Here is an 11,720-nt window from a genome sequence, read left to right as displayed (position 1 = left end):
CTGCTGGTTCTGCTGGGCGAGGCGGTCGGCCTCTGCCTTCGCCGCGGCAGCCGCCGCCGCAGCGGCCGCGGCAGCCGCCGCGGCGCGGACGCGCTCGCCCTCCTGATAGTCGGCGACGGTCTTCGCCGTCGCGTCCTGCAGGGCCGCCAGCTGCGCCTCGAGTTCGCCGCGCTTGGCGTTCTGCGCGTCGAGGGCGGCTTGCGCCTCGTCGGCGGCCTTCTGTGCGGCGACCATCTTCTCTTCGGCGACCTTCTGCAGCCGGTCGCGCTCCGCGCGCTGCACACCCGCCTGGTCGCTCAGGCTCTGCGCCGAGTCGCGGGCGGTGACGGCCTGCGCGTACACGTCCTGGTTGCGCTGGACGAGCTTGTCCATCGTGCCCAGGCGCGCCAGCAGATCGTCGGCGCCGGCGGCCGATCCCGCGAAGAACAGCTCGAGCGACGTGTCGTCACCGCCGTTGCGGTACAGCTGCGCCGCGACGCGTCCGGCCTTGTTCGCGGCGTCGATCGCGGCGGCGGCCTGTTCGTCGGCCTGCTGCTGCAGCTGGTCGGCGCGCAGCGCGGCGTCGAAGTACGCCTGCTGCGCCACATAGAACTCGTCGGCCATCTGCTGCGCGACCTGCTGCTTCGCGGCGACATCGGCTTCGAGCCCGGCGATGAGCTGCTGGATCCTGGTGATCTCGGCGGCCTTGGCGGCCTCGTTGTTCTTCGCGGCGACGACGTCGTCCCACGACGGGTAGTCGGCGGCGAACGCCGGGGCGACGAGCGGGCCGAGCGTTCCGCCCGCAGCGCCGATCGCGGCGACACCGAGGATTCCGAGCCCGAGCGCGGTGCGCCGATTCATCGAAGGCCAGAGCCGCCGCTGCTCGCGGGCAGTCGGCGCGCACCCGCAGTCCACGGAGGCGTCGTCGGACACGGCCTGATCAGTGACGTTTTCGGGCTGCACCGGATCCCTCCCTCACGGCGTCAACTCGTTTCACACTAGCAACATCAGTAACATGTGCAACCCCCCAGAGGTGCACGGCGACCGCCGCCTCGGGAAGCGGTCACCCGGTCAGTGTGCGCCTCGCGAACGCGTTGCACAAGGGCGGCGCGCGCTCGATTCGCGTTTTCGTGAGGAGTTACGTATGCTTGGTCCTCGGCAGTGAGCCCCAAAGGTTCACCCGGCCCCATCGTTTAGCGGCCTAGGACGCCGCCCTTTCACGGCGGTAGCACGGGTTCGAATCCCGTTGGGGTCACTCCACAATTAAATACGCATGGCCCTGTAGCGCAGTTGGTTAGCGTGCCGCCCTGTCACGGCGGAGGTCGCGGGTTCAAGTCCCGTCAGGGTCGCTCCAAGCGACGGGCCCTTTTTTCGAAGAGGGCCTTTCGTCTAGGACGCGGCAGGTCTTGTATGAGAGATGCCGTGCGGCTCTGTAGCTCAGTTGGTAGAGCGTTCGACTGAAAATCGAAAGGTCACCGGATCGATGCCGGTCGGAGCCACAAGGGTGATCGTTACAGTCACCCCAGGAACCCCCGCGTAGCTTCTACATCGTGGGGGTTTCGTCTTTCTTCAGCGCCTGACGCGGTATGCGAGGTACACGGACCCCTTCGCGAAGCGGCGCTCGTCGATGAGTTCCAGGTCGAGACGCAGGCCTTCGTCGAGGAAGCGGGTGCCGCCCCCGACGACCGCGGGCGCGATCACGGTGTGCACCTCATCGAGGATGCCGGCGCGCGCCGCAACGGAGGCGAGCCGACCGCCGCCGATCGCGATCGGGGTGGCTGAGGCATCCGTCATCCGTCTCACGTCATCTGGGTCGAAGGTGGTGCGCAGCTCGGTACGGCGGGTCGTCACAGCATCGAGGGTCGCGGAGTAGACGACCTTCTCGACGTCGCGCCACTGCAGCGCGAACTCGCGCTCGGCCGGCGAAAGGTCGTCGAGCCGGAAGTCCTCCCAGACCTTCATGACCTCGTAGACGCGACGCCCGTAGAGGTGGGTGTGCGCGGGCGCCATCAGGTCGTTGACGAACGAGTGCACCTCGGCGTCGGGCGTGGCCCAGTCCCAGCGGCCGTCCGGCCCGGCGATGTAGCCGTCGAGCGAGGCGGAGTTGAAGTAGACGAGCGAGCCCATGCGTCGGCAGGCTACCCGGCGCGGCGCTCACGGGCCAGCGCCTTCGCGTTGCCAGCGAATGGTCAGCCACGACCACTTGCGGTGGGGGCAACAGCGAAGGCTATTGTTTCTCGATAGGTTCATACCGTTTATCGATAGGCAGACTCGCATGCAGCGCACCACGATCGTCGTCCTGAAAGTCCTCATCGCGGCGCTGCTCGCGCTGCTGCTGTGCTGCCAGGTGCTCGTGGTCCCGGCCGTCGCCGCCCAGTCGGCGGTGCGCTACTCAGAGATCGCGTACTTCGAGATCCCGGGCGCGGTCGTCGGCATTCTCTTCCTCCTGTGCGTGCAGGTGGTGCTCGTGTGCGTGTGGCGTCTGCTGTCGCTCGTCCGCGAAGACAGCATCTTCAGCGAGAGCGCGTTCCCCGATGTCGACGTCAGTCTGGCCGCGGTCGCTTTCGCGACGTTCCTGGTGCTCGTCGCGCTCATCGCACTGAGCCTCACGGGGTTCATGACGCCGTCCATCACGCTGCTGCTGCTGCTCGGCGTCGTGGTCGGCGCCGGGCTGTCGCTGTTGATCGTGGTGCTGCGGGGTCTGCTGCGGAAGGCCTCGCAGCTCGAGCACGACCTCTCGGAGGTGGTGTGATGCCGATCATCATCAATCTCGACGTGCAGCTGGCGAAGAAGAAGATGTCGGTCACCGACTTCGCCGCCGCGATCGACATCACCCCCGCGAACGTCTCGGTGCTGAAGAACGGGCGCGCGAAGGCCGTGCGCTTCACGACGCTCGACGCGATCTGCCGGGTGCTCGAGTGTCAGCCCGGCGACATCCTCGAGTGGGTGCCCGACGACCATCCGGCGGCGATCGCCGCGGCGGAGGGCGAGGCATGACCGCGACGACCGCGCATGGCAGGCCGGCGCCGGCGTGGAGCTCGACGGCGATCGCCGAGCTCCTCGACGTCGTGCGCTGCCCGGTATGCGGCTCGGGCATCGTCGCCGAGCGGCGCTGCCCGGCCTGTGGCGCCGACTTCCGCGGCGCGATCGGCCGCGATCTGTGGGCGGCGTCGCAGGATGCCGTCGACGCGCTCACGGCACGACAGCTCGTGCTCGAGCGCGTGCCGATCGTCCCGCTGGAGGCGCCGAGCGGCGCTGCCGTTGCCGAACCGGTCGTCGCCCACCGCCCTCCGGCTCCGTCTCCATCGGCGACACCCGCTCCCCCGGCGGTCCCCTCCGCGACCGTGCAGTCCGTGCTCGCGGTCGCGGGAGCGGGGCTCGTCGCGGTGGCGGCCGTGGTGTTCACGTTCTTCAACCCCGACCTCGCCGACCCGCTGGCGCGCGCGGCGATCGTCGGAGCCATCGCAGCCGCGTTCCTGGGCGGATCGGCCTTCCTCGCGCGCCGCGGACTGCGCTTCTCCGCCGAGGCGATCGGCGCCCTCGGCGTGGTCTTCCTCGCCCTGACCATCGCGACGACGCTCGCGCTGCTTCCGTCCGGCCTGGACGGATGGGTCTTCACCGCTCTGACGACGCTGGTCGCCGGTGGCGCCCTCGCCGGGCTCGGCCCGCGAGCCGGCATCCGCGCGTGGCTGTGGAGCGGCCTCGTGGCCCTGGCGTTCGTCCCCCTGATGCTCGGCCTCGCGACTCCCTCGGCACTCGCGGCGACGGCCGGCTGCCTGGCCTCGGCAGCCGCGGCGAGCGCGCTGGTCGCCTTCGCGTCCCGCGGGTCGAGCGGCTTCGGGCGCCCGCTGACCGCGGAGACCGTGACCCTCACCGTCGTCCAGTCCGGCTTCGTGGCCGCCGCGCTCGCGACGGTATGGGGAACGGATGCCTCCACCGGCGTCTCCCCCGCGTACCTCGCCAGCGCGACCCTGGTCGCGATCGCCGCCCTCGCCGCCGCTTCCGCCCGGCACCTCGCAGGAGCGCTGTGGAGCGGTGTCGCCGGTGCGGCGATCGTGGCCGCCGCGTCGGTGGTGCCGCTCGCCACGGCGGGCCTCGGCAACTGGCTCGCGGCGATCCCCGTCGCCGCCGGACTCGGGCTCGTCATCGCGGGCGCGCTCAGCCCCTTGCATCGCGTGGTCGCGCGCGGTGCGTTCTTCGCCGGAGCCGTCGCGATCGTCGCGGCCGTCGCCGTGATCCCGACGCTCACGGCCTTCCTGACGCTGGCGGGCGTGATCGGCGGCCCGAGCACCGTGCTGCCGTCGGCGACCGGACTCGCACTCACGGTGGGCCTGGCGGCGCTGGCCCTGTCGCTCGCGTCGTTCGCGGCGATCACGACCCCGCACGGCGTCCCACTCGCCGGTGCGGCCGATGCGCCCCGCACCCCCGTTCTCGAGCCCGGACCGATCGAATCCTGGACGCCGCCGGCCAGCGGGACCCGATGGCTCGGATTCCTCGGCGCGTGGTACGCGGTGCTCGCGTTCCTCACGGTGCTCGCGCTGCCGGACCTGGAGGTGTGGGCGCGCGTCGCGATCGGGCTCGTCGCGGCGGTCGTGGCCGGCGCCGTCTCGACGACACGGCTGCGGGATGCCTCGGCCGCGGTCCGCCTGCCGCTCGTGGTGGGTGCGCACGCGGCCGTCGCCTTCGCCGCGGTGCTGTCGTGGCGCGATGACGACCTCACGGTGTGGGCGGGCGCTGCCGTCGTCGCGGCCCTCGGCGTGCTCGCGCTCACGGTGCCGCGCGCGGCGCGCTTCGTGCACGTGGGAGTCGGCTTCGCCTACGCGCTGGTGGTGCTCGCGACGGCGCTCGCCCGTGCGGGCGCCGACCCGCTCGTGGTGGTCTGCCTCACCACCTGCGCCGCAGGCGTCGTCGCCATCGCGGTCACGTTCGCCCGCCGGGTCCGGTCGCGCGAGTGGTACGCCGTGCTCGGCGTGACGGCCCTGCCCTTCGCCATCGGCGTGCTGCAGGTCGTGGTCGAGCGCAGCGGCTGGACCGCCTTGTCGACCGCGGTGATCTTCTGCCTCGCCCTGACACTCGTCACGACGACACGACCGGGGCTCGGCATCGTCGTGCGCACGCTCGCCGCGGCGACCCTGGTGCCCGCCGTCGCGGTGGTCGCGGTGTGCCTCGGCGCGCAGCTGCTGCCGATGAGCGGCTCGCCGATCGTGCTCCCCGTCATCGCGGCTATCGTCGCCGGCGTGCTGGCGTCGGCGGACCTCCTCGCCGGCGCACTTTCGCGACGCCTGCCGGCGGCACACGTGCGGGCTGCAGGGCTCGCGGTCGAGGCATCCGCTCTCCTCACTGCCGTGATCGCCGTCGGACTCTCCCTCGTTCGCACATCGGCGGGGCTGCCGACCACGCTGCTCGTGCTCGTGATCCTGGGCATCGGGTTCGTCGCGACCGCACTCTTCTCGCCGCGCCGCTACGCGTGGCCGCTCGCCGGCACGGCGTTCACGGGTGCTCTGTGGAGCGCATGGGGCATCCTCGGCGTCACGGGCCTCGAGCCGTACCTGCTGCCCCCCGCCCTGGGCATCGCGATCGTCGCGGCCTGGCTGACCGCGCGCGGGCGTCCGGCCGTCGGGCTGTACTCCGTCGGCCTGGCCGGCGCGGTGGTCCCCGTGCTGATCGCGCTCACGCTGGACGGCACGGATGCGGCGATGCCCGCGCTCGCGATCGACGCCGGCTCTCCCGCCCGGGCCTCTGCGCTGGTGGGCGCGGCGTGGACGCTGGTGGCAGCATCCGTCATCGTGTCCCGCGCGTCCGCGCCCCGCGTGCGCCGCCTGCGGCTGCTCAGCGCGCCGACGCTCGTGGTCGCGATCACCGCGGCCGCGGCCGCTGCGGTGCAGGGGGTGCGGTGGGGCATGGGGCTGGATGCCGCGCCCACGGATCCGCTCATCGTCGCGGCGCTCGCGTTCGGACTCGTCGGCGCCGGCGCGGCGGCGAGCGCCGCACGATCGCTGCACGTCGGGGCGACACCGGGGACGCTGCTCTCCCGGACGCGCTGGCTCGGCGCCCCCGCCGTGCTGATCGTCGGGGTCGCGGCGTGGCCGGCGATCGAGCGGGACTGGTCCGTCATCTGGACGATGTGGGCGCTGCTGCTGGCGCTGCTCACTCTCATGGTGGCCGTCGCCGCGCGCGGCCTGCGCGCGCCGACCGCACTGCCCCCGGTGTGGTTCCTGTTCGCGGTGTCGTTCGCGACCGCGGTGGTCGCGTGGAGTCCTCGCGACCTGCGCGTCGAGTGGTTCTCGCTGCCGCTCGGGCTCTTCCTCCTCGCGGCCGGGGCGCTCGCGCTGCGAAGGCCCGCACCGTTCGCGCCCAGGAGGTCGTTCGAGGCGTGGCCCGCCGGCTGGACGGGGTCGTGGCCGCTGCTCGCGCCCGGGCTCGTGACGATGCTGAGCGCGTCGGTCGCGGCGACCTACACCGACCCGCGCACGTGGCGCGCGATCCTCGTGATGGCGATCGCCCTGGTCGCGATCCTGGTGGGCGCCACCCGGCGCCTCGCCGCACCCTTTCTCATCGGGATCGTCGTGCTGCCTGTCGAGAACGTGCTGGCGTTCATGGTGCAGATCGGCCGGGGCATCGAGGCGATGCCGTGGTGGATCACGCTGTCGGTGGTGGGGGCGGTGCTGCTCATCATCGCCATCGGCTACGAACGCAGAGCCGGCGACGGCACCGGACTCGCGGCGCGGCTCCGCGACCTCGCCTGACCGCGCGGCTCAGGACTCGAAGGTGACGTCGACCTGTATCTCGGTCGCGAGCCGCTCGAGCTCCCGGGTGAGGGCGGCGAGATCGACGGATGCCGGGATCCGCGCCGTCACCGTCGCCTCGAACAGCCGGCCGCCGTACATGGCCGCCTCCCGCGTCTCGGTGGTCATGCGGTCGATGCTGATGTCGTGGGAGCGCAGGACCGTCGTCATCTCCTTGACGATGCCCGGATGGTCGTTGCCGATCACCTGGAGGGTGAGCGGGCGCATGGCGGCAGCCTCCGCGGAGGGCTCGGAGCCGGTGCTGACCGTGACGGACAGCAGCCCGTCGAGCACCGACAGGGACTCACGGAGCTCGTCCGCGCGCGCCGGGACGACCGAGACCTCCACGACGCCGGCGAACACCCCCGACAGCTCGGCGAGCTGGCTGTTCTCCCAGTTGCCGCCGTGGCGGTCGACCACATCGGCGACGGCCGCGACGAGACCGGCTCGATCGCCTCCGACAAGCGTGAGCACGAGGATCGTCATGGCTCACAGCGTACCCACCGGGCGCCGGCGGGTTCAGTCGGATCGCTCGGCGAGCATGGACGTCATGCGCGAGATCTCGATGCGCTGATCGGAGTCGAAGTGGTTGGCGAGCTGCGCGAGCTCCGCCTCCGCACCGTCGGCGCTGCCGAAGAGCTCCGCGATCATCACGAGGGCACCCTGGTGGTGCTGGATCATCGACTGCAGGAACAGCGTGTCGAAGTCCTCCCCCTCGGCGGCCGCGAGCGCTTCCATCTGCTGGGGGGTCAGCATCCCGGGCATGAGCGTGTGCTCGTCGTGCCCAGCATCCGGATCCCTCACCGGCTCGCCGCGGTTCTGAAGCCACGTCTCGAGCTGGACCATCTCGTCTTCCTGGCTGATCCGCATGCGCTCCGCGAGGAGACGGATGTCGCGGTCAGAGGTGCGGTCCTCGACGCGACCCGTCATCTCGAGCGCCTGTGCGTGGTGGTGCAGCATGTCGCGGACGAAGACCACGTCGGTCTGGGTGTGCACCGCCGGCGTCACCTCGAGCTGCTCGCCCGGCGCGAGCGTGCGGCCCTCCTCACCGGGAGCGCCCAGCTGCACGACGGGGGCTGTCGAGGTCGGGCGAGGCGGGGGCGGCGTCGCTGTGCACCCGGTGAGTGCGAGCGCGATGACGAGCACAACGCTCATCCGAGCGACGACTGGGGTCACAGAACGCTCCTCCGACACCGATGGCGGGGCCCGAAGTGCCCGAATCGATCCTAGCCAGGAGACGGAGAGAACCGATAGATTCCGAGCATCGGCCTCCCCCAGGGCCACGTTCGTGCACGCAGTCGTGTGCGGGCGCCTGCCGGAGGCGATTGTTTCCAGCGCAGTGAGAGGGGCACGTCCGATGAAGAACTCCCGATCCGCGCGATGGCGCAGGCGCACGCTCGCCGCAGCAGGAGTCCTCCTGCTCGGCGCTTCGGTGCTGACCGCCACCGCCGCCTCCGCCGAGGGGGACCCCCGCGAAGGGCTGCCTCCCGGCTACATCGACTCGCCGTACGCCGCGAGCAACATCGAGCTGCTCGAGAGCCTCGAGCGCGTCGCGCCGTTCGACGCCCCTCCGGGCAACTTCGGCTTCGTGAACTCCGATCTCGCCTTCACCGGCGACAACGCCATCGTCGGCAACTTCAACGGCTTCCAGGTCTACGACATCTCGGATCCCGCGGCCCCCACGCTGCGCGGTTCGTACGTGTGCCCCGGCGGTCAGGGCGACGTATCGGTCTACGGGAACCTGTTGTTCATGTCGGTCGAGGAGACGCGCGGCCGCATCGACTGCGGCACGCAGGGCGCCCCAGGAAGCGTGAACCCCGAGCGGTTCCGCGGCGTGCGCATCTTCGACATCAGCGACATCGACCACCCGGTGCAGCTGCCCGGTGTGCAGACGTGCCGCGGATCGCACACGCACACCCTGGTCACCGACCCCGACGACCCGGCGAACATCTATATCTACAACTCAGGGACGTCGGGTGTCCGCCCACCCGCCGAGCTCGCCGGGTGCGAGAGTGCCTCGCTCACGCAGAGCCCGGTGACCACGGGCAACCCCGCGCAGTGGCGCATCGACGTCATCAAGGTGCCGCTCGCGGCGCCCGGGACGGCAAAGGTCGTGAGCCAGCCGCGCATCTTCACCGACGCCGCGACGGGCGCCTACAACGGATTGCAGAACACGCCCCCGGGCACCTTGCACCCCTCGGGCGCCCCGTACGGCCCGCTGCCGAACACGAACACGTGCCACGACATCACGGCGTACCCCGAGATCGGCCTGGCCGCCGGCGCCTGCCAGGGCAACGGCATCCTGCTCGACATCAAGGACCCGGCGAATCCGGTGCGACTGGACGCTGTCTCCGACCCGAACTTCTCGTACTGGCACTCCGCGACGTTCAACAACGACGGCACGAAGGTGATCTTCACCGACGAGTGGGGCGGCGGCACGTCGGCCCGCTGCCGCGCGACGGACAAGCCCGAGTGGGGTGCTGACGCCCTGTTCGACATCGTCGGCGGCAAGCTGCAGTTCGCGAGCTACTACAAGCTGCCCGCGGTGCAGACCGCGCAGGAGAACTGCGTCGCCCACAACGGCTCGATCGTGCCGGTGCCCGGTCGTGACGTCATGGTGCAGGCCTGGTACCAGGGCGGGCTGTCGGTGATCGACTTCACCGACACGAAGAACCCGAAGGAGATCGCGTATCTCGACCGGGGCCCGATCAACACGCCCACCCCGACCGGCCTCAACCTCGGCGGGTACTGGTCGACGTACTGGTACAACGGCAACGTCCTCGGCAGTGAGATCGCGCGCGGCTTCGAGACCCTCGGCCTCACGCCGAGCCCGTGGATGTCGGCCAACGAGATCGAAGCCGCCGGAGAGATCCAGCAGGCCGAGTTCAACGCCCAGCTGCAGACGAAGCTCGAACATGCGCCGAGCTTCGCGGTGGTCGGGGCGTACGTCGATCAGGCGGAGCGCGCCGGGTCGCTGACGCCGAAGGCGATCGAGCAGGTGCGCAAGCACCTGGCGGAGGCCGAGGTGCTCTCGGGCGACGGCAGCGCGAACCGCGCGGTCGCCGCGCAGCTCGACAACGCCGCTCGCAAGTCGGGTTCCGCGCCGGGCTCCGACGTGGCTGAGTCGATCGCGGCACTCAGGGCGCTGTACAGCTGACACGACGCCGATCGCAGCGCCGGTGCCCGGCGGTCTTCGGACCGTCGGGCACCGGTCGTCGCGCAGATGCTCGGCGGACGCGTCTGCGGCGGCAGTCTCAGCGCGGGACGAGCTCGGAGGTGACCGGGAAGGGCAGGAGGAAGCGCTCGGGATCGGCGCCGACGGCGGATGCCGCGCCGAATTCGTCCGCCACCACCGTGACGCCCCGGGCGCTCGCCTCGGCGATCCGCACGGGTCGCTCGGTGCCGTCCGGGAGGCGAAGGGTCCACCCGTCGGCGAGGTAGCCGATGCCGAGCTCTTCGAGCAGCTCCTCGGCGGCGAGCCACTCGAGGCGCGCGACGCCTTCGGGCGTGCGGTCGCGGCCGAGCAGGTCGAAGACGCGGAAACCATCGCCCGAGGCGAGCATCCATCCCAGGATCTCGCCGTCGGCGCGACGGTGCTCGATCCAGTCCGCAGGCAGCATGGGAAACGAGCGTAGCGACACCGACGCCGCAAGGCGACGCTGATCATCCACAACCCGCGCCGCGGTCGGGCAGGTGGCCGCGGCATCCGGGTAGCATCCCCTCCAGAGATCGCACGTGGGGATGCGCGGTCCCGACGCGGGGAGTCTCATGGCCACCTTCGGCACACCTCCCGCCCGACGGCCGTCGGCGCGGGTGCGTCGCCGGCGCCTGTTCGCGGGCATCGCGGGCGCTGCCGTGCTGCTCGCCGTGATCGGCGGCACGGCCGCGGCGATCGGCTTCGCACGCGCAGGCGCAGGCGCCGACGATCAGGGGACGGATGCCGCTCCCACCGCGACCGCGGCGGCGACCCCGACCCCGACCCCGACCCCGACCCCGCTGACGCCCGAAGAGCAGCTGCTCGCGTCCGTCACCGACCCTGCGGCGTGCGCGGTGAGCTTCACGGGCGACGGCATCGCCGACGCGCCCATGCTGCAGACGCAGGGCGCGCTGTACGCCGGCCTGCCGATCCCTTCGCGCGACGGGTTCGTGTTCGCCGGCTGGTATGCGACGCCGGCGGACGCCGCGGCGTTCGCGATCCCCGGACGCGTGAACGGCTCCGAACCCGTCGTCTGCACGGACCAGCGTGTCACGCTGCACGGCGCGTGGATGAGCCCCGAGCAGAACGCGGCCGAGGACGCCCGCATCCCGATCCTCATGTACCACCAGTTCACCGCGAATCCCGGCGGTGAAAGCGGCTGGCTGCGCGGCAACTACGCCTACATCGGCGACTTCGACGCGCACATGAACCACATCGCGACGACAGGTTTCTATCTGCCCACGTGGGACGAGCTGTCGGCCTTCATCGACGGGCGCCTCTTCCTGCCGAACCACTCGGTGATCGTCACCGACGACGACGCCGACCAGACCTGGTTCGACCTCGCAGCGCCGGTCGTCTCCACCCACAAGGTGCTCACCACCTCGTTCATGATCACGGCTTACCGGCAGGACCCACCCCCGAACGCCTACGTGCTGCGACGGTCGCACACGCACGACATGCATCGCGCGGGCGCGAACGGAGACGGGCTCATCACGAACCTCTCGGCGCCCGAGATCGTGGCCGACATGGAGGCGTCGTACGGCGTTCTCGGGGTCAAGGAGATCATGGCTTACCCGTTCGGGCACCACAACGACACCGCGAAGGACGGCCTGCGCCAGGCGGGCTGGGAGATGGCCCGCACCATCGAGCCCGGCTACGTCACGATCGGCACCGACAAGCTCGCTCTGCCGACGGTGCGCATCAATTACGGCATGGGACTGGACGCCTTGGTCGACCTCATCGGATGACGCCTGCCGACC

At 71.1% G+C, this 11,720-nt stretch carries 10 protein-coding genes and 3 tRNA genes; 8 read left to right on the top strand and 5 right to left on the bottom strand.

Translation table 11 applies throughout. From position 1 onward, the window contains the following. Nucleotides 1-912: coiled-coil domain-containing protein (locus AC3A46_RS09335; protein ID WP_487664923.1), on the bottom strand; the 912-nt coding region annotated here is incomplete at its 3' end. Between the two features lie 249 nt (nt 913-1,161). Here AC3A46_RS09335 and AC3A46_RS09330 point away from each other — a divergent pair. The 3 genes from AC3A46_RS09330 to AC3A46_RS09320 all read left to right on the top strand — a co-directional run bounded on the left by AC3A46_RS09330 (nt 1,162) and on the right by AC3A46_RS09320 (nt 1,478). Further along, nucleotides 1,162-1,234 (top strand) — tRNA-Glu (locus tag AC3A46_RS09330). 20 nt (nt 1,235-1,254) lie between these two features. Continuing rightward, nucleotides 1,255-1,328, top strand: a tRNA-Asp gene (locus tag AC3A46_RS09325). A gap of 77 nt (nt 1,329-1,405) precedes the next feature. Further along, nucleotides 1,406-1,478: transfer RNA gene (locus tag AC3A46_RS09320), tRNA-Phe, on the top strand. A gap of 70 nt (nt 1,479-1,548) precedes the next feature. Here the strand turns inward: AC3A46_RS09320 and AC3A46_RS09315 are convergent. Further along, nucleotides 1,549-2,106 carry a dihydrofolate reductase family protein gene (locus tag AC3A46_RS09315; protein ID WP_487664922.1) on the bottom strand — a complete coding sequence of 186 codons (558 nt, stop codon included), beginning with the start codon at nt 2,104-2,106 and terminating at the stop codon, nt 1,549-1,551. Between the two features lie 148 nt (nt 2,107-2,254). Between AC3A46_RS09315 and AC3A46_RS09310 the strand changes: the two genes are divergently transcribed. From AC3A46_RS09310 to AC3A46_RS09300, 3 genes are read left to right on the top strand one after another with little or no spacing between them, the layout of a single operon-like run. Next, nucleotides 2,255-2,731 (top strand): DUF2975 domain-containing protein, encoded by a 477-nt coding sequence (locus AC3A46_RS09310; RefSeq protein ID WP_487664921.1) that lies wholly within the window; start codon nt 2,255-2,257, stop codon nt 2,729-2,731. After that, complete coding sequence (locus AC3A46_RS09305; RefSeq protein WP_056366551.1) at nt 2,731-2,976, top strand: helix-turn-helix domain-containing protein; 246 nt, start codon at nt 2,731-2,733, stop codon at nt 2,974-2,976. Before AC3A46_RS09310 ends, AC3A46_RS09305 begins: the two co-directional genes overlap by 1 nt. Beyond that, nucleotides 2,973-6,725, top strand: coding sequence for an SCO7613 C-terminal domain-containing membrane protein (locus AC3A46_RS09300; protein WP_487664920.1), 3,753 nt, complete (start codon nt 2,973-2,975; stop codon nt 6,723-6,725). Before AC3A46_RS09305 ends, AC3A46_RS09300 begins: the two co-directional genes overlap by 4 nt. Before the next feature lie 9 nt (nt 6,726-6,734). Here AC3A46_RS09300 and AC3A46_RS09295 read toward each other — a convergent pair whose 3' ends face one another. Both AC3A46_RS09295 and AC3A46_RS09290 read right to left on the bottom strand, forming a co-directional pair. Further along, nucleotides 6,735-7,250: a glycine cleavage system transcriptional repressor gene (locus tag AC3A46_RS09295; protein WP_487664919.1), complete on the bottom strand. Its 516-nt coding sequence runs from the start codon at nt 7,248-7,250 to the stop codon at nt 6,735-6,737. Nucleotides 7,251-7,283: 33 nt separating this feature from the next. Next, nucleotides 7,284-7,940, bottom strand: a complete 657-nt coding sequence (locus AC3A46_RS09290) for a DUF305 domain-containing protein (RefSeq protein WP_487664918.1) — start codon at nt 7,938-7,940, stop codon at nt 7,284-7,286. A 181-nt stretch (nt 7,941-8,121) separates the two neighbouring features. On the opposite strand from AC3A46_RS09290, the gene AC3A46_RS09285 reads away from it, so the two are divergent. Beyond that, nucleotides 8,122-9,921 carry an LVIVD repeat-containing protein gene (locus tag AC3A46_RS09285; RefSeq protein ID WP_487664917.1) on the top strand — a complete coding sequence of 600 codons (1,800 nt, stop codon included), beginning with the start codon at nt 8,122-8,124 and terminating at the stop codon, nt 9,919-9,921. A gap of 97 nt (nt 9,922-10,018) precedes the next feature. Here AC3A46_RS09285 and AC3A46_RS09280 read toward each other — a convergent pair whose 3' ends face one another. Then, nucleotides 10,019-10,384 (bottom strand): hypothetical protein, encoded by a 366-nt coding sequence (locus tag AC3A46_RS09280; RefSeq protein WP_487664916.1) that lies wholly within the window; start codon nt 10,382-10,384, stop codon nt 10,019-10,021. Nucleotides 10,385-10,532: 148 nt separating this feature from the next. Between AC3A46_RS09280 and AC3A46_RS09275 the strand changes: the two genes are divergently transcribed. Next, nucleotides 10,533-11,708, top strand: coding sequence for a polysaccharide deacetylase family protein (locus AC3A46_RS09275; RefSeq protein WP_487664915.1), 1,176 nt, complete (start codon nt 10,533-10,535; stop codon nt 11,706-11,708). The last annotated feature ends 12 nt before the right edge of the window (nt 11,709-11,720 follow it).

It is taken from the genome of Microbacterium sp. Soil_C_42 (genome assembly GCF_057656735.1).
The sequence above is the reverse complement of the archived record's forward strand: the minus strand, read 5'-3'. Positions and strand labels throughout refer to the sequence as shown.

What these genes read in the sequence shown, in the direction of transcription:
- AC3A46_RS09280 (WP_487664916.1), bottom strand. Translation starts at nt 10,384, where the DNA reads ATGCTGCCTGCGGACTGGATCGAGCACCGTCGCGCCGACGGCGAGATC.
- AC3A46_RS09295 (WP_487664919.1), bottom strand. Translation starts at nt 7,250, where the DNA reads ATGACGATCCTCGTGCTCACGCTTGTCGGAGGCGATCGAGCCGGTCTC.
- AC3A46_RS09305 (WP_056366551.1), top strand. Translation starts at nt 2,731, where the DNA reads ATGCCGATCATCATCAATCTCGACGTGCAGCTGGCGAAGAAGAAGATG.
- AC3A46_RS09300 (WP_487664920.1), top strand. Translation starts at nt 2,973, where the DNA reads ATGACCGCGACGACCGCGCATGGCAGGCCGGCGCCGGCGTGGAGCTCG.
- AC3A46_RS09310 (WP_487664921.1), top strand. Translation starts at nt 2,255, where the DNA reads ATGCAGCGCACCACGATCGTCGTCCTGAAAGTCCTCATCGCGGCGCTG.
- AC3A46_RS09315 (WP_487664922.1), bottom strand. Translation starts at nt 2,106, where the DNA reads ATGGGCTCGCTCGTCTACTTCAACTCCGCCTCGCTCGACGGCTACATC.
- AC3A46_RS09275 (WP_487664915.1), top strand. Translation starts at nt 10,533, where the DNA reads ATGGCCACCTTCGGCACACCTCCCGCCCGACGGCCGTCGGCGCGGGTG.
- AC3A46_RS09285 (WP_487664917.1), top strand. Translation starts at nt 8,122, where the DNA reads ATGAAGAACTCCCGATCCGCGCGATGGCGCAGGCGCACGCTCGCCGCA.